At 73.6% G+C, this 16447-nt stretch carries 15 protein-coding genes; 4 read left to right on the top strand and 11 right to left on the bottom strand.

Going from position 1 to position 16447, the window contains the following annotated elements; translation table 11 throughout:
• The first annotated feature begins 3 nt into the window (after positions 1–3).
• The gene (locus C5H89_RS15275; RefSeq protein ID WP_104107844.1) at positions 4–813 is read left to right on the top strand and encodes a ceramidase domain-containing protein; all 810 of its coding nucleotides are present in this window, start codon (positions 4–6) and stop codon (positions 811–813) included.
• Here the strand turns inward: C5H89_RS15275 and C5H89_RS15270 are convergent.
• The gene (locus C5H89_RS15270; protein WP_104107843.1) at positions 794–2317 is read right to left on the bottom strand and encodes a molybdopterin-dependent oxidoreductase; all 1524 of its coding nucleotides are present in this window, start codon (positions 2315–2317) and stop codon (positions 794–796) included. The two genes, C5H89_RS15275 and C5H89_RS15270, sit on opposite strands and share 20 nt — an antisense overlap.
• Positions 2318–2338: 21 nt before the next feature.
• On the opposite strand from C5H89_RS15270, the gene ispF reads away from it, so the two are divergent.
• Both ispF and C5H89_RS15260 read left to right on the top strand, forming a co-directional pair.
• Entirely contained in the window at positions 2339–2827 is a 489-nt protein-coding gene (ispF, locus tag C5H89_RS15265; RefSeq protein WP_104107842.1) for a 2-C-methyl-D-erythritol 2,4-cyclodiphosphate synthase, read from the top strand.
• A gap of 33 nt (positions 2828–2860) precedes the next feature.
• Positions 2861–3793: an alpha/beta hydrolase gene (locus tag C5H89_RS15260; RefSeq protein ID WP_104107841.1), complete on the top strand. Its 933-nt coding sequence runs from the start codon at positions 2861–2863 to the stop codon at positions 3791–3793.
• Here the strand turns inward: C5H89_RS15260 and C5H89_RS15255 are convergent.
• The 8 genes from C5H89_RS15255 to C5H89_RS15220 form a co-directional block, all read right to left on the bottom strand.
• Positions 3763–4902, bottom strand: a complete 1140-nt coding sequence (locus tag C5H89_RS15255; protein WP_205305062.1) for a uroporphyrinogen-III synthase — start codon at positions 4900–4902, stop codon at positions 3763–3765. The two genes, C5H89_RS15260 and C5H89_RS15255, sit on opposite strands and share 31 nt — an antisense overlap.
• Positions 4889–5242: a nitrite reductase small subunit NirD gene (nirD, locus tag C5H89_RS15250; RefSeq protein WP_104107840.1), complete on the bottom strand. Its 354-nt coding sequence runs from the start codon at positions 5240–5242 to the stop codon at positions 4889–4891. The genes C5H89_RS15255 and nirD overlap by 14 nt, the downstream gene beginning before the upstream one ends.
• Positions 5239–7809 carry a nitrite reductase large subunit NirB gene (nirB, locus tag C5H89_RS15245; RefSeq protein WP_104107839.1) on the bottom strand — a complete coding sequence of 857 codons (2571 nt, stop codon included), beginning with the start codon at positions 7807–7809 and terminating at the stop codon, positions 5239–5241. The genes nirD and nirB overlap by 4 nt, the downstream gene beginning before the upstream one ends.
• A gap of 148 nt (positions 7810–7957) precedes the next feature.
• On the bottom strand, positions 7958–9343 hold the full coding sequence (locus C5H89_RS15240; protein ID WP_104107838.1) for an FAD-dependent oxidoreductase: 1386 nt from the start codon (positions 9341–9343) through the stop codon (positions 7958–7960).
• Positions 9340–11472, bottom strand: a complete 2133-nt coding sequence (locus C5H89_RS15235) for a molybdopterin oxidoreductase family protein (RefSeq protein ID WP_104107986.1) — start codon at positions 11470–11472, stop codon at positions 9340–9342. The genes C5H89_RS15240 and C5H89_RS15235 overlap by 4 nt, the downstream gene beginning before the upstream one ends.
• Before the next feature lie 3 nt (positions 11473–11475).
• Positions 11476–12948: a nitrate/nitrite transporter gene (locus tag C5H89_RS15230; RefSeq protein ID WP_104107837.1), complete on the bottom strand. Its 1473-nt coding sequence runs from the start codon at positions 12946–12948 to the stop codon at positions 11476–11478.
• A 145-nt stretch (positions 12949–13093) separates the two neighbouring features.
• A complete protein-coding gene (locus C5H89_RS15225) occupies positions 13094–13471 on the bottom strand; it encodes a hypothetical protein (RefSeq protein WP_104107836.1) in 378 nt (125 codons plus the stop codon).
• Positions 13468–14343 (bottom strand): hypothetical protein, encoded by an 876-nt coding sequence (locus tag C5H89_RS15220; RefSeq protein WP_104107835.1) that lies wholly within the window; start codon positions 14341–14343, stop codon positions 13468–13470. Before C5H89_RS15220 ends, C5H89_RS15225 begins: the two co-directional genes overlap by 4 nt.
• A 138-nt stretch (positions 14344–14481) precedes the next feature.
• On the opposite strand from C5H89_RS15220, the gene C5H89_RS15215 reads away from it, so the two are divergent.
• Positions 14482–15192: a 2-C-methyl-D-erythritol 4-phosphate cytidylyltransferase gene (locus tag C5H89_RS15215; RefSeq protein WP_240181890.1), complete on the top strand. Its 711-nt coding sequence runs from the start codon at positions 14482–14484 to the stop codon at positions 15190–15192.
• Positions 15193–15200: 8 nt separating this feature from the next.
• On the opposite strand, the gene C5H89_RS15210 is transcribed toward C5H89_RS15215, so the two are convergent.
• Both C5H89_RS15210 and C5H89_RS15205 read right to left on the bottom strand, forming a co-directional pair.
• Entirely contained in the window at positions 15201–15794 is a 594-nt protein-coding gene (locus C5H89_RS15210) for a 2-C-methyl-D-erythritol 4-phosphate cytidylyltransferase (protein WP_104107833.1), read from the bottom strand.
• Positions 15795–15904: 110 nt separating this feature from the next.
• A complete protein-coding gene (locus C5H89_RS15205) occupies positions 15905–16390 on the bottom strand; it encodes a CarD family transcriptional regulator (RefSeq protein ID WP_101523597.1) in 486 nt (161 codons plus the stop codon).
• Positions 16391–16447: the final 57 nt, after the last annotated feature.

The raw sequence follows: 16447 nt of genomic DNA, 5'->3' as shown, positions 1-16447 counted from the left end.
GGCGTGAGCACCGCTGGTTCGCGCCGTAGCGCCCGCCCCCTGCTCGCCGCTGCCGCGACGGCGCTGGTCTCGACCGTGCTGCTGGCCCTCGCGGTGCGGCACGGCTGGCTGGGCCCGGACGTGGGCCGCGGCGACGAGTTCTGCGAGGCCGCCCGCGACGGCCGGGTGCGGCAGCCGGCCAACGCCGCCTCGAACGCCGGCTTCGTGCTGGCCGGGCTGCTGATCGCCGCCCGAGCGGGGCACCCCGACCGGCTGGGCGACGTGCTGCCCCGGCACCGCGGCCTGGCCACCGCGATGGCCTGCCTGGTGGTGCTGCTGGGTCCCGCGAGCGCGGCCATGCACGCCACCCAGTCGGCGGCCGGCGGCTGGCTGGACCTGACCTCGATGTACCTGGTGGCCGCGTTCGCCGCCTCCTACGCGCTGCTGCGCTGGCGGCAGTGGCCCACCACCGCCTTCTGGGCGACGTTCGCGTCCCTGGTGGTGGCCTGCGAGCTGATCGGCTTGCTCGGCGACGGCGTCCCGGTCGTCCGGCACCCGGGCAACGTGGCGTTCGCGCTGCTCCTGGTGCTCGCCGTCGTGCTCGAGGTCCGGCTGTGGTCCCGCGGGCCCGCCCGCACCCGGCTGCGCCTGGGCGCGCTCGCGCTGGCCACGATGCTGGTCGCGTTCGGCATCTGGAACCTCGGCCAGCACGGCTGGTGCGACCCCGGCTCCTGGGTCCAGGGCCACGCGGTGTGGCACCTGCTGGGCGCCGTCGCAGCGTACCTGCTGTTCCGGCTCTACGCCAGCGAGCGGGTCACGCCTCCTCGGCGGTGAAGTCCACCTCGTGCCAGCCGGTGGCGCCGTCGGGCACCACGTCGGTGCGCACCCCGGTCTGCACCTGGCCGTCCTCGCCGGTGGCGCGCACCCGGATCAGGTGGTCGCCCGGCGCGACGTCGAGCGTGGCCGCCCACTGCACCCAGGTGTCCTTGCTGCCCTGCCGAGCCAGGTCTGCGCCGATCCACGGACCGCCGTCCAGGGCGACCTCGACGGCGGCGATGCCCACCTGCTGGTGCCAGGCGGTGCCGCCCACCCGGAGCCGCCCCGCCGGGACCGACTCCCCCGAGCGCGGTACGTCGACCCGCGAGGAGAGCTTGACCGGTCCCCGCTCCGCCCAGCCCCGCTCGGTCCAGAACGCCGTGACGTCGGCGAAGCGGGTGACCTCCAGGTCGACGACCCACTTGCAGGCCGACACGTAGCCGTACAGGCCGGGCACCACGGTCCGCACCGGGAAGCCGTGCTCGATGGGCAGCGGCTCGCCGTTCATCGCCACCGCCAGCATCGCCCCTCGGCCGTCGGTCATCGCCTCCAGCGGGGTGCTGCACGTCCAGCCGTCGTCCGAGGTCTGCAGCACGGCGTCGGCCCGGGGGCTGACGCCGACCTCCTCGAGCAGGTCGGCGGTCAGGATCCCGCTCCACCACGCGTTGCCGATCAGCGGTCCGCCCACCGGGTTGGAGACGCAGTTGAGCGTGACCCAGGCCTCGGACAGGCCGCGGTCCAGCAGGTCCTGGTAGGTGAGCACCAGCTCGCGGTCCACCATGCCGTGGATCCGCAGCCGCCACTCGGAGGGATTGATGGCGGGCACCGCCATGGTGGTGTCGATCAGGTAGAAGTCCTGGTTGCTGGTGCGCCAGGGCTGCACCCCCCGCACCCCGATGCGGTTGCGGCTCCCCGGGTCGGGGTCGGTGACGCCCGGGATCCGCAGCAGTCGCCGGCTCTCCTGCACGGCGCGCTTGCGGTTGCCCACCATGCGGCCGAGGCTGCCCAGGGCGACGCCGACCAGCGTCACCGTCCCCGCGGCCAGCAGGAACGCTCGGCGGCCCGGAGCCTCCTCCGAGGCCGTCTGCGCCTGGTCCCGCCTGAGCAGCGCCGCGAGCCCCAGCATCAGGACCAGCCACAGCGCCAGCCCCACGCCGATCGGGATGGTGTCGGTGACGTCGGCACCGCGCTGGCCGAGCACGGCGAGCAAGCCGACCAGGGCCAGTGCGACCCACAGCAGCACCGACTGCCACCAGGCTCGCGACCACAGCCATCCGGCCAGGGCGAAGAGGCCCAGCAGCACCACGACCACGGCGCTGAGCAGGAACGGCTTGTCCCTGCTGCCCAGGATGTCGATGGCACGCTCGGCCACCGGTCCTGGCGTCAGCCGCACCACCAGCTCGGCCACGGCCACCACCGGGGACTCGCGGATGGTGAGCAGGCCGGCGCACAGGTAGCTCGCCGCCAGGCCGCCGATACCGGCGACCACACCGGCCAGGGCCCACGGGCGAGACGACGTCATGGCGCAGATTGTCTCTCAGGCATGATCGGGTGCGTGACCCCCCTTCCAAGAGTTGGCCTCGGCACCGACGTCCACCGGCTCGTCGAGGGGGTCCCCATGCACCTCGCCGGCCTGCACTGGCCCGAGGAGACCCACGGCCTCGAGGGACACTCCGACGCCGACGTCGCCGCCCACGCGGCCTGCGACGCCCTGCTCTCCGCGGCCGGGTTGGGCGACCTGGGGAGCAACTTCGGCACCTCCGAGCCGCAGTGGGCCGGCGCCTCCGGTGCGGCGCTGCTGGCCGAGACCGCGTCCCGGCTTCGGGCGGCCGGGTTCGAGATCGGCAACGTCGTGGTCCAGGTGGTCGGCAACCGTCCGCGGATCGGGAGCCGGAGGGCCGAGGCCGAGGAGGCGATGAGCCGGGCCCTGGGGGCGCCGGTGAGCATCTCCGCGACCACCACCGACGGTCTGGGGCTGACCGGCCGGGGCGAGGGTGTCGCAGCTGTCGCCACCGCGCTCATCACGACATGATCGCCACCTCAGAGACCACCAGGTGAGGAAGCCATGAAGACCTTCGACGGACTGCAGCTCCACGTCCGGGTGCACGGGCCCGACCCGACCGCGGGCCAGGCTCCCCCGGTCACCGTGGTGCTGGCCCACTGCTGGACCGCGGACTCCGAGGACTGGCACTACCAGGTCACCGACCTGCTCTCCCGCTACGGCCACGACATCCGGATCCTCACCTGGGACCACCGCGGCCACGGCCGCTCCGGGCCGGCTCCCGAGCCCTCCTGCACGGTGGCCAACCTGGCCCGGGACATGGGCGACCTGATCGACCTGCACGCCCCGCGTGGGTCGCTGGTGCTGGCCGGCCACTCCATCGGCGGGATGACGCTGATGGCCCTGGCCGAGCAGCGACCGGACATCGTCGCCCGGACCGCCGGCGCGGTGTTCGTCTCCACCTCCTCCGGCGACCTCGGCACCGTCACGCTGGGACTGCCCGAGCTCGGCCCACGGGTCAAGGCCAAGCTCCCCGAGGTGCTCGCGCTGCGCGCCAAGGCGCTGAGCCGCCGTACCCGCCGACGTACGCCGAGCATCGAGCGGTTGGTGGTCAACCGGTTCCTCTTCGGCGAGCCGCTGCGACCCCGCGACGCCGGGCTGGTGGTGGACCAGCTGATCAACTGCCCGCCGGCCACCATGCGGGGCTTCTACAACGACATGCAGCTGCACTCCCGGATCCCGGCCCTGGCGGCGTACGACCGGGTGCCCACCCGGGTGCTGGTGGGCGACCGGGACCTGCTCACCCCGCTCCCCCACGCCCGGACCCTGGCCGCGAACCTGCGCCGCTCGCGCCTGGTGGTGGCTCCCGGAGCCGGGCACATGCTCACCCTGGAGCGCCACGAGCTGGTCACCGAGCACCTGGTCGACCTGGTCGAGGGGGCCCTGGCCGAGCAGGGTCGGGACGCTCAGTCCCCGGAGACCACCGAGAGCCGGTAGCCCCGCTTCACCACCGTCTGCACCACCCGCGCCCCGACGGCTTGACGGAGCCGGGCGACCGCCATCTCCACCGCGTGCTCGGACCCGGCGGTGCCCGAGGGCAGCGCGGCCAGCAGGTCGGCCCGGCCGACGACCCGGCCGGGCTGCTCGGCCAGGGCCCGGAGCACCGCCAGCGGGGCCGGGGTCAGCCGCACCTCGCGGGAGTCCAGCAGCACCTTGTCGCCGAGCAGCCGCAGCTGGTGCCCGTCGGCCACGTCCAGGCTGGTGCCCCGGCGGCGGGCCGGCAGCTCGTGCTCCAGCAGCGTGACCAGCGCGGCCAGCCGGGAGCGCTCGGGCCAGACCGTGGGCACCGACCACTGCGCCAGCGCCGCGGCGGTGACCGGTCCCACGCTGGCGGCCAGCACCCCTGTGCGGAACGACTCGAGCATGGCGGCCCGGCGCCCCGTGACCTCCGCCGCCTCGAGCAGCGCCTTGACCGCCGGCGCCGCGGTGAAGGTGACCGCGTCCAGCTCGCCGTCGGCGATCAGGTCGACCATCCGGAACGTCGGCGCCGGGTCCGCGGCGGCCTCCACCCGGTAGACCGTCACCACCTGCACCACCGCGCCCTGCCGGCGCAGCGCGTGCGCCACCATCGACAGCGACTGCCCGTGCTCCTGCACCACGATCCGCTTGCCGGTCAGGTCCCGCCCGCGCAGGTGCGCCAGGACGTCGTCGAAGCACTCCGAGCTCGGCGACCAGAGCTCGCGCAGCCCTTCCGAGCGCAGCGCCCCGACCGTCTTGGGCCCGCGGGCGATGATCTCGGCGTCCGCGAGGTGCGCCAGCAGCGCCGCACGGGTGCCCCACCGCTCGGTCGCTCCCAGCCAGGCCTTCATCCCGACGCCGGTGGTGGCCACCAGCATGTCGACCGGCTCGTCCATCACCCGGGCGGTGGCCGCCCGCAGCGCCTCGTCCTCCACCCCGGCCAGGCCGGAGCGCAGCACCGGCGCCCAGTCCACCAGCGCCCCGCGCCGTCGCAGCAGGGTGATCTGCTCCTCGGCCTTGCGGGAGGCGGTCACCCCCACCCGCAGCCCCTCCAGCGGACCGCCGGCGGGCCGGTCAGCCGGCGACACGGCGTTCCTGGCGGGGGCCGATCAGCACCACCCCGTCCTCGACGCGGACGTCGAAGGACGACACCGACACGTGCTCGTCGTCCAGGCACCGGCCGGTGCGCAGGTCGAAGGCGTGCTTGTGCATCGGGGAGGCCACGAAGTCGACCTCGCCGCGGCTGCCCACGATGCCGCGCGCCAGGACCGAGGCCCGGGAGAACGGGTCGTGGTTGCCCAGGGCGAACACGTCGTCGCGGTGGGTGCGGAAGATCGCCACCGCCTGGCCGTGCACCAGGGCCGCGACGCCGCGCTCGACCTCCAGGTCGCCGAACTTGCAGACCGGCTCCCACTCCTGCCCGATCACTGGCCCACCCGGATCGTGCTGCCCAGCAGCACCGGCTCGGGCGGGTCGCCCATCACCGGCTGGATCTGCCCGCGTTCCTGGGTGAAGCTGATCGTGGGATCGGGGGTGCCGGGGGCGTTGACGAAGGAGACGAACCGGGACAGCTTCGCCGGGTCCTCCAGGGTGGCGCGCCACTCGTCCTCGTAGCCCGTGACGTGCCGGGCCATGGCGGCCTCCAGCTCGGCGCCCAGGCCGAGCGCGTCGTCGACGACCACGGCCCTGACCCGGTCCAGGCCGCCGTCCAGGGACTCCACCCAGACCGAGGTGCGCTGCAGCCGGTCCGCGGTGCGGATGTAGTACATGAGGTAGCGGTCCAGGTAGCGCACCAGCGTCTCGGTGTCGAGGTCGCCGACCAGCAGCTGGGCGTGCGCCGGGATGGCGCCGCCGTTGCCGCCGACGTAGAGGTTCCACCCCTTCTCGGTGGCGATCACCCCGAAGTCCTTGCCCCGGGCCTCCGCGCACTCGCGGGCACACCCGCTCACCCCGCCCTTGAGCTTGTGCGGCGAGCGCAGCCCGCGGTAGCGCAGCTCCAGGGCGATCGCCAGGCCGACGGAGTCCTGCACCCCGAACCGGCACCAGGTCGAGCCCACGCACGACTTCACCGTGCGCAGCGACTTGCCGTAGGCGTGCCCGCTCTCGAAGCCGGCGTCGACCAGGCGCTTCCAGATGGCCGGCAGCTGCTCCATCCGGGCGCCGAACAGGTCGATCCGCTGGCCGCCGGTGATCTTGGTGTAGAGCTCGAAGTCGCGTGCCACCTCCCCGATCACGATGAGCTTGTCCGGGGTGATCTCGCCGCCGGGGATCCGCGGGACCACCGAGTAGGTGCCGTTGCGCTGGATGTTGGCCAGGTAGGCGTCGTTGGTGTCCTGCAGCCCGGCGGTCTCGCGCTCCAGGATGTGGGTGCTGGTCTGGCTGGCCAGGACGCTGGCGACCACCGGCTTGCAGACCTCGCAGCCGCGGCCGCGGCCGTGCCCCTCCACGATCTCGTCGAAGCGGCGGTAGCCGTGCACCGAGACCAGGTCGAAGAGCTCCTGGCGGGTCAGCGCGAAGTGCTCGCACAGCCCCTTGTCGACGACGCGACCCATCGCGGAGAAGTGCTCCTCGATGATGTTCTTGACCACCGGGACACAGGACCCGCAGGTGCTCCCGGCCTTGGTGCAGGACTTCACGCAGGACAGGTCGGCGCAGGCGTGCGCGTCCTCATCCTCCGACCTCACCGCGGCGCCGATCTGGGCCTTGGTGACGTTGTTGCACGAGCAGACCACCGCCTCCTCGGGGAGTCCGAGCTGGATCGCGTCGCCGGAGCGGGCCGGCAGGATGAGCTCCTCGGGGTTGGCCGGCAGCGCCATCCGGGAGGAGACCATCGGCCGCAGCACGCCGTACGCCGAGGCGTCGCCGACCAGGATGCCGCCGAGCAGGCGGTAGGAGCCGTCCTCGGCCTCGGAGACCACCAGCTTCTTGTAGACCCCGGCGACCGCGTCGGCGAAGACCAGCTCCAGGGCTCCCTCGGCCGTCGCGAAGGCGTCGCCGAAGCTGGCCACGTCGACGCCGAGCAGCTTGAGCTTGGTGGACATGTCGGCGCCCAGGAACGTGCCGGTGCCCTCCAGCAGGGCGTCCACGACCACCTCGGCCATCGAGTAGCCGGGGGCGACCAGGCCGTACATGGTGCCGCCGGGGGCGGCGCACTCCCCGATCGCGAAGACGTGCGGGTCGCTGCTGCGGCACTGCTCGTCGACCAGCACCCCGCCGCGCGGGGCGGTCTCCAGACCGGCGTCGCGAGCCAGCTGGTCGCGCGGGCGGATGCCGGCGGAGAAGACCACCACCTGCGCCTCGATCACCTCGCCGCCGGCCAGGGACAGCCCCGTCACCGAGGACTCGCCGATGATCGCCTCCGTGGCGACCCCGGCGTGCACGGTGACGGCCAGCTTCTCGATGTGGCGCACCAGGGTCTGCCCGGCGGCCTGGTCGAGCTGCACCGGCATCAGCCGCGGAGCCATCTCCACCACGTGGGTCTCCAGGCCGAGCTGCACCAGCGCGTTCGCCGCCTCCAGGCCCAGCAGCCCGCCGCCGATCACCACGCCGGCGGTCGCGGTGCGCGAGGCCTCCCGGATCGCGTCGAGGTCCTCGATGGTGCGGTAGACGAAGCAGCCGTCCAGCTCCCGGCCCGGGACCGGGGGCACGAAGGGAGCCGCGCCGGTGGCCAGCACCAGCGCGTCGTAGGCCAGGGTCCGGCCGTCGGAGAGGGCCAGGACCCGGGTCTCGGGGTCGAACCCGGTGACCTGGGTGTCGAGGCACAGGCGCACCCGCGGGTCGTCGTACGACCCGGTGGGGAGGAGGGACAGCGCGTCCGCGCTCTCGGCCGCGAAGTACGAGGTGAGGGCCACCCGGTCGTACGCCGGGCGGGGCTCCTCGCCGATCACCCAGATGTCGTGGGTCTCGGTGAGCCCCCGCTCGACCGCGGCCTGCACGAACCGATGGCCAACCATGCCGTGACCGGCGACCACGAGAGTCTTCCGCTGGTGCGTCATGGACACTCCTTCCGTTGTGTCCAAAACCTAGGTAGCCGATGTTGTCCCCGGGGTTACCTCATGTTTCGGGGAGGAAAACCCTGGCTCACGGTCTCCCAAACGCGCTTCACCCCGCCGTAACCCGCCCCACCGCTTGTCACGCGGCAAGTCAGGCCGGCACCGCCTCCGCCAGCAGCCCTCGCACCACGCCCTCGCACCCGCCGCAGCCGGTGGTGGCCCGGGTGGCCGCCCGGACCTCGCCCAGGCCGGCGCACGCCCGGATCGTCCCGGCGCTGACCCCGGCACAGGCGCAGACCTCGACGTCGTCGGGCAGCGTCACCGGTACCGACGCAGCCTGAGGCAGCAGCAGCGCCCCGGGCTCCGCCGGTCCTAGCACGGTACGTCGGTCGAAGAGCTGGGTGACCAGCCCGACGCACGACAGGTCCCCCACCAGGGTGGCCGCCTCGATCACCCCGCCGCGCACCACGAGCTTGCGGTAGGTCCCCTGGACCGGGTTGGTCATCTCCACCACGTCGCCCTCGGTGTGCTCCGGGTCCCCCAGCACCGCGACCTCCAGCCCGGTGGCGCGCAGCCGCGCCACGGTCCGCGACCCGTCGTACGCAGCGGCCGCGCCGCACAGGTGCTCGGCCAGCACCCCTGCCTGCTCCCACGCGGGCGCCACGAATCCGGTCAGCCGCCCGCGGTGCTCGGCGCAGTCGCCCAGCGCGTGCACGCGGTCGTCGGTGACCGATTCCAGGTGCCGGCCCACCACGACCCCGCGGCGCACCATCAGCCCGGCCCGTCGGGCCAGCGCGGTCGAGGGCCTGCCCCCGGCGGTGAGCACCACCAGGTCGGCGGGGAGGTCGACGCCGTTGTCGAGCCGGAGCCCGGCGGCAGTGAGCCGCACCGCGCGGACCCCGGTGTAGACGTCGGTGCCGAGACGGCGCAGGTCGCGAGCCAGCACCTGCCCGGCGGCACCTCCGACCTGTCCCGAGAGCAGGTGGGTGGTGCCCTCCACGACCTCGGTCGCCACCCCGCGCACCGCGAGCGCCCGGGCCACCTGCAGGCCGAGCAGCCCACCGCCGACCACCACCGCCCGACCGGGCAGGGAGCCGGACAGGGCCGCCAGCAGCCGGTCGCAGTCGGCCATCGAGCGGAAGGCGTGCACCGACTCGTGCAGCTGGCCGTCCACCCGGACCAGGCCGCGGATCGGCGGCAGCGTCGGGATGGACCCGGTGGCCAGCACCAGCCGGTCCCAGGGCAGCCGGCTGCCGTCGACCAGCACCACCTCGGACGCGTCCCGGTCGAGCTCGGCGACTCGGGTGCCGAGCCGCAGGTCCACCCCGTGCTCGGTGAACCAGTCGGGGTCGCGCAGCGTCAGGGTGTCCGGGCGGTGGCTGCCCTCCAGCACCGCGGAGAGCAGGATCCGGTTGTACGGCGGGTGCTCCTCGTCGCCGAGCACGGTGACGTGGCCGTCGTACCCGCCGGCGACGAGGCCCTCCACCAGCCGGGTCGCGGCCATCCCGGCGCCCACCACCACCAGCCGTTCGCTCATGCCGGCACCTCCACCGGTTCCACCCCGCTGGGGAGGACGGCGGGAGCCACCCGCGCCGCGCAGGCCTTGAACTCCGGCATCCGCGATGCCGGGTCCAGGGCGTCGTTGGTGAGCCGGTTGACCCCGGCCCAGTGGAAGGGCACGAAGACGGTGTCGGGGCGGATCGCCTCGCTGACCCGTGCGGGCGCGACCATCGTCCCGCGCCTGGTGGTGACCTCGACGGGCTCTCCGTCGCAGGTCCCGAGCCGCATGGCGAGCAGCGGGTGCAGCTCGACGAAGGGCCCGGTGTCGGGGAGGTCCCGGATCCGCCGGGTCTGGGCGCCGGACTGGTACTGCGCGAGCACCCGGCCGGTGGTCAGGTGCACCGGGTAGTCGGCGTCGGGCACCTCGGCCGGTCCGCGGTGCTCGACCACGTGGAAACGAGCCAGACCGTCGGGGTGGCCGAACCGCTCGAGGAACATCCGCGGCGTCCCGGGATGCGGCGTCGGGCCCTCCGGGCAGGGCCAGAACACCCCCTGCTCGTCGCGGATCCGCTGCCAGGTGATGCCGGAGTAGTCCGCGGGCCCGCCCGCCGACGCTGCCCGGAGCTCGGTGAAGACCTCCTCGGGGTCGGTCGCGAGCTCGACCGGGCTGCCGAGGCGGGCCGCGAGACCGGCCAGCACCTCCAGGTCGGTGCGGACCCCGCCCGGTGGGGTGACCGCCCGCTGGCGCAGGATCACCCGGCCCTCCAGGTTGGTCATGGTGCCGCTCTCCTCGGCCCACTGGGTCACCGGGAGCACCACGTCGGCCAGGGCCGCGGTCTCCGAGAGCACGATGTCGGCCACCACCAGCAGGTCCAGGGCGGCCAGGCGCTCGGCCACCACGGCCGCGTTGGGCGCGGAGAGCACGATGTTGGAGCCGTGCACCAGCATCGCCTTCGGCCCGTCCTCGGTGCCGAGCGCCATCAGCAGCTCGTAGGCGGAGCGGCCCTTGCCGGGCAGGGACTCCGGGTCCACGCCCCAGACGCCGGCCACGTGCGCCCGGGCGGCGGGGTCGGTGATCGAGCGGTAGCCGGGCAGCTGGTCCGCCTTCTGCCCGTGCTCGCGGCCCCCCTGCCCGTTGCCCTGGCCGGTGAGGCAGCCGTAGCCGGCGTACTCCCGGCCGCACTGGCCCAGGGCCAGCGCCACGTTGATCCAGGCCAGTACCGTGTCGGAGCCGGTGCTGTGCTGCTCGGCCCCGCGCGCCGTCAGCACCATCACCCGGGCCCGCTCGCCCGGGTCGCCGGGACCGCCGGCGCGCACCCGGGAGGCGAGCAGCGCGGCCAGCTCGCGCACCTGGGCGGCCGCCACCCCGGTGACCCGCTCGACCCGCTCCGGCCACCAGGCGGCCACCGAGTCCCGGACGCGTGCGAAGCCGGTGGTCCGGGAGGCGACGTAGTCGGCGTCGACCGCGCCCGAGGCGACCAGCACGTGCAGCACGCCGAGCGCCAGGGCCAGGTCGGTGCCCGGCACGGGCTGCACGAAGAGGTCGGCGCGCTCCGCGGTCGGCGTACGACGGGGGTCGATGACCACGACCCGGCCGCCGCGCTCGCGCAGCCGGTCCAGGTGCCGGGCCGCGGGCGGCATGGTCTCGGCGAGGTTGGACCCCACCAGCACCAGCACGTCGGTGCGCTCCACGTCGGCCAGCGGGAACGGCAGCCCGCGGTCCAGGCCCAGCGCCCGGGTGCCGGCCGAGGCAGCCGACGACATGCACCACCGGCCGTTGTAGTCGATCTGGCTGGTGCGCAGCACCGCGCGGGCGAACTTGCCCAGCTGGTAGGCCTTCTCGTTGGTGAGCCCGCCGCCGCCGAACACGGCCACCGCGTCGGTGCCGTGGACGGCCTGCAGCGCACCGATCCGGGCCGCCACCAGGTCCAGCGCCTCGTCCCACCCCACAGCCCGGAACTCCCCGGTCTCCCGGTCCCGCAGCAGCGGGGTGGTGAGCCGCTCCCGGCTCCCGTGCAGGCCGGCGGCGCTCCAGCCCTTGCGGCACATCTTGCCCTCGTTGACCTCGAACTCCTCCCAGGCCGAGACCTCCAGGCTGCGACGCCCCGCCAGCCGCATGCCGCACTGCAGCGAGCAGTAGGGGCAGTGCGTGGTCACCGACGTCATCACTCAGACGCTCGCGCTGGCCAGGCTCGTCGCGCCCGAGCGGCGCCGCAGGAACACGCCGTAGGTGACGGCGGCGCAGGCGAGGTAGAAGCCGGTGAAGACCACGAAGGCGCCCTTGGTCGCCGACATCGGGTCCTCGACCCACGGGGCCGAGAAGGCCAGCGGGATCAGGAAGCCGCCGATGGCCCCCACCGCGCCGATCACCCCGATGGCGGCCGAGGACTGCTTGGTGGCGTCGTGCAGGGCGGCGGTCCGCTCCGCGGTGTGCGGGGTGGTCGCCTGCTCCGCGGCGATCCGGAAGATCGACGGGATCATCTTGTACGTCGACCCGTTGCCGATGCCGGTGCAGGCGAAGATGCACAGGAAGAAGCCGAGGAACCAGCCGAACCAGGACTTGTTGTCCAGGGCGATGGCGGGGTCCGCGGTCGGGTTGGGGGTGAGCTGGGTCAGGGTCAGGAGCACCGCCAGGGTGAACACCACGAGCCCGGCGAACGCCGCGAGCGTGACCTTGGCACCGCCGAGCCGGTCGGCGAGCCAACCGCCGAAGGGGCGGGTGATCGAGCCGACTCCCGCGCCCAGGAAGGCGTAGTAGGCGAAGAAGATGCCGGTGCCCAGCGGCGCCGGCTCCGGCACCCAGAAGTTGATCTTGATGAGCAGCGGCATCGCCGCGGAGTAGCCGATGAACGACCCGAAGGTGCCGACGTAGAGGAACGACATCACCCAGGTCTGGTGGTTCTTCACCACCTGCAGCTGCTCGCGCGGCTTGGAGACCGCGGAGCTCAGGTTGTCCATCCACAGGAACGCGGCGAGCGCGGCGACCACGGCCAGCGCGGCGTACACGTAGGCGGCACGCTGCAGGTTGACGCCGTCCTGGCTGGCCTTGACCAGTCCGAAGATCCCGGCGCCGCCCACGATCACCGGCAGCAGCAGCTGGATCAGGGCCACCCCGAGGTTGCCGCCGGCCGCGTTGAGGCCCAGCGCCGCGCCCTTCTTGGCCGAGGGGTAGAAGAAGTTGATGTTCGCCATCGAGGAGGCGAAGTTGCCGCCGCCGAAGCCGGCGGTCGCCGCGATCGCGCAGAACACCCAGTACGGCGTCTCGGGCCGCTGCACGAAGTGGGCGAAGAGCAGCGTGGGCACCAGCAGCAGCAGCGCGCTGACGATGGTCCAGTTGCGGCCGCCGAAGCGCGGCACGGCGAAGGTGTAGGGCAGCCGCAGCAGGGAGCCGACCAGATTGGGCAGCGCCACCAGCAGGAACAGCTGCTGGGCGGTGAACTCGAACCCCTGGGCGAGCAGGAACGCCGAGGAGACGCTCCAGATCAGCCAGACCGAGAACCCCAGGTGCTCGGCGAAGATCGACCAGATCAGGTTGCGTCGGGCGACCTGACGGCCGCCGTTCTCCCAGAACTCGGGGTCCTCGGGGTGCCAGTCGTCGATCCAGCGGGCGCTGCGGTGGGTCGTTGCGTGGGTCGTCGCCATCGTGTCCTCCGGGTGGCTCAGCCGTGATTGCTGAGCCAGCGTGCAACGCCGATGTTTCGCCCTGCCCCCTGCGTGTTTCACGCGTGGGTCAACAGGTGCTCACGACCTCACACGGGCCTCACCCGGGCCCCTGGGGCTGCGGGGGTCAGGTGCAGGAGCGCACCGCTGCGTTCAGCTCCGCGGTCAGCGCGGCATCGGTGCTGAGCGCCTCCACCAGGGCGGCGGCCTGGGACTCGGTGATGGTGGCGAACTCCGGCAGCGACCGGTGCGCGTCGGCCAGGGCCCCCGGGTCGTCGTAGACGGTGTCCTGGGCGCGGCAGAGGTGACGGCTCAGGGTCGCGACGAACTCGGCCCGCACCTGGCCGGTGGGCACTGGGGACGACGTCGAGGTGGCCCCGGGCGACGACTCCTCGACCGCACGGTCGGCGCTCGGCTCGGTGCCCGACTCGGGGGCGGCGCTGCACCCGGTCGCCACCAGCACCAGCAGGGCGACCTCAGCCAGGCGACGTACGACGCGGGTCACGGCAGGACCTGGACCCGCAACGAGCCGGTCCACCGGCCCGTGCTGCCCCAGGTGAGCGTGACGGGCACCGTGAACAGGCCGGGCCTGGCTGCCGCCAGCCGCACGCCGGAGGAGTCGGTGGACGTCACGGCGAGGTCGGCGTCCTCGGCCAGGCCGCTGGAGGCCCCGTCACCGGGGTAGACCACCGACAGCCCCGCGGGCGGCGCCAGGGTGACCCGCACGTCGCTCATCCCCGGCGTGTTGCCCCGCCAGGAGAGGTCGACCCACGTGGGCCTGCCCGCCCGCACGGTGACCTGCGGCGTCAGGGCGACCACCGGCGGTCCCAGGGTGTCCAGCAGCGGTACGTCGATGGTGAAGGTCCGGCTGCCGGTGACGCCCGAGCAGTCGGCACCTCGGACGTCCTTGCGCACCAGGTCGTCGAACTTGCGCAGGGTCAGCGAGCTGGCCAGCCGGGTGTAGCGCACCTCGACGGCGACCTTCATCGGGCCCGAGCTGGGGGCCTTGACCCGGAAGGCGGTGAAGTCCAGGTTGCCCTCGGCCAGCGCGTCGTTGACGTAGAAGGAGGAGTAGGACGCGGTGTTCTCGGGGTAGCCGACCTCGCCGGAGCTGGTCCGCGCGGTCGCCCGCACCTCGCAGACGTCGGTCTCGGTGCTCCACAGCAGGGAGACCCAGCCGGCCTGTCCGCGCACCATGGGCGGCAGCACCGGGCTCAGCAGGGCGACGTCGCCGGTGGCGTTGTTGCGGGTGTCGTCCCCGGGGTCCCAGTCGGTGGCCGCGGCGAGCGCCGGACCGGCCGGGGCGGAGGTCACGGTGAGCGCGCCCAGCACCAGGGCGGCGACGGGCACGACGAGACAGACGCGGGTCAGGCGCACGCGGGTCCTCCGGGGTTCAGCACGAAATCGAGCCTAGGGCTGCCCGCTCTCCCCCGTGGCCGGATTCGCACAATGGGTCGCTCGGTGCACCCGACCCGCAGCCGGCAGGGTGGCGGCCCGGCTGCGTATCCTCTCGGCGTGACCACCTCCGCAGTCGTGATCCTCGGCGCCGGCTCGGGGTCCCGGGTCGGCGCGACCGTGGACGGCGTCCCGGTCAACAAGGTGCTGCTGCACCTGGCCGGCATGCCGGTCCTGGCCCGCTCGGTGCGCACGGCGCTCACCGTCCCCGACGTACGCCGGGTGGTCGTCGTCGCCCGGCCCGGCGAGGAGCAGCTGGTGGCCGAGGCCCTCGCTCCGCACCTGCCGGTCGCCGGCGAGGTGGAGGTCGTGCTGGTCACCGGCGGTGCGACCCGGCATGCCTCGGAGTCGGCGGCGCTGCGCGCGGTGGCCCCCCTGGTCGAGGCGGGCGAGGTCGAGGTGGTCGCGATCCACGACGGCGCCCGGCCGCTAGCGCCCGGCGAGCTGTTCACCCGCACCATCGCCGCCGCCGCCGAGCACGGGGGCGCCCTGCCGGTGGTGCCCGCCGTGGGCCTGGTCGGCGCGGACGGCTCCGCGGTCGCGGCCGGGCTCGCCGGGGTGCAGACGCCCCAGGCCTTCCGCGCCGCGCCGCTGCTGGCGGCGTACGCACAGGCCGACGCGGACGGGTTCGAGGGCACGGACACGGCGAGCTCGCTGGAGCGCTACCAGCCCGGGGTCCGGGTGGTCGCGGTCCTGTCCTCCCCGCTGAACCTCAAGGTGACCCATCCCGAGGACGTCGCCCTGGCCGAGGCGCTGCTGCCGAGGGCCTGAGGGCGCCGTCAGCGTATCCGCGGCCGCTCGGCGGTGAGCGCCTCCAGCACCGCCACGTCGTCGGCCGAGGCGACCCGGCGCGCCTCGGGCGGGGCCTCGAGGAAGGTCACCTCGTGGTCCACGGCCAGGCTGGAGACGGCGCGGGCGAAGTCGGGGTCCGGCGGGCCGGGCAGGCTGGCGACGACCTCCGCGGGCAGCACGATCGGCGAGCAGACGACGCGCAGGGCCTCGCGATCCACGGTGGCTCCCACCACCGAGTCCTCGACGTGCTTGACGGTGTCGGTGACGGGCCGCGCCCCCACCACCACGGCGCCGGTGGCGAGCGCCTGGGAGACACAGGTGGCGATGAACGAGGCCGGCGTCATCGGGCAGAGCGGGTCGTGCAGCACCAGCGGCGCCTCGTTGAGCTGGATCGACTCCCAGTCCAGGTCGGCGTCGACGAGCCGGACGTCGGCGTCGCCGAGGGCCCAGGCTGCGCACGCCACCAGCGCCTCGCCGTGGATGAGGGCGAAGGGCAGCGACCCGCGGCCCTGGTCGAGGACCAGTCCCAGGGCCTGGGGGTCGTCGTAGGGGTCACGCACGTCGTAGGGATCTTGGGTCATGGTGCTCCCACCGTATGCGGCACTCGCGGACCGCCCGGTGGGGGTCCAGACGCAACGAGCCCCGACGACGCGTAGTCATCGGGGCTCGTCGCAGCAGGAGGGTGCAGCCTCTAGGAGGCCAGCACCTCGTCGAGGATGGCCTCGGCCTTGTCCTCGTTGGTGTGCTCGGCCAGGGCCAGCTCGGAGACCAGGATCTGGCGAGCCTTCGCCAGCATCCGCTTCTCGCCGGCCGACAGGCCACGGTCACGCTCACGGCGCCACAGGTCGCGGACGACCTCCGACACCTTCATCACGTCGCCGCTGTGCAGCTTCTCCAGGTTGGCCTTGTAGCGGCGCGACCAGTTGGTCGGCTCCTCGACGTGCGCGGCACGAAGCACGTCGAACACGCGGTCCAGCCCAGCCTTGTCCACCACGTCGCGGACACCGACCAGGTCCAGGTTGCAGGCAGGAACCCGCACGACGAGGTCCTGCTGTGCCACAATCCGCAGGACCAGGTACTCGCGGGCCTCGCCCTTGATCGTCCGCATCTCGATGTCCTCGATGATGGCGGCCCCATGGTTCGGGTAGACGACCGTTTCGCCAACGGTGAAAGTCATTCAGTTCCCCTTTCCGGGTCGCCAGTCTAACACGTTTCTTAGACGCTTCCGACGACG

This window comes from Nocardioides sp. 616, from assembly GCF_002930065.1.
Lineage (GTDB): Bacteria > Actinomycetota > Actinomycetes > Propionibacteriales > Nocardioidaceae > Nocardioides > Nocardioides houyundeii.
The sequence above is the reverse complement of the archived record's forward strand: the minus strand, read 5'-3'. Positions and strand labels throughout refer to the sequence as shown.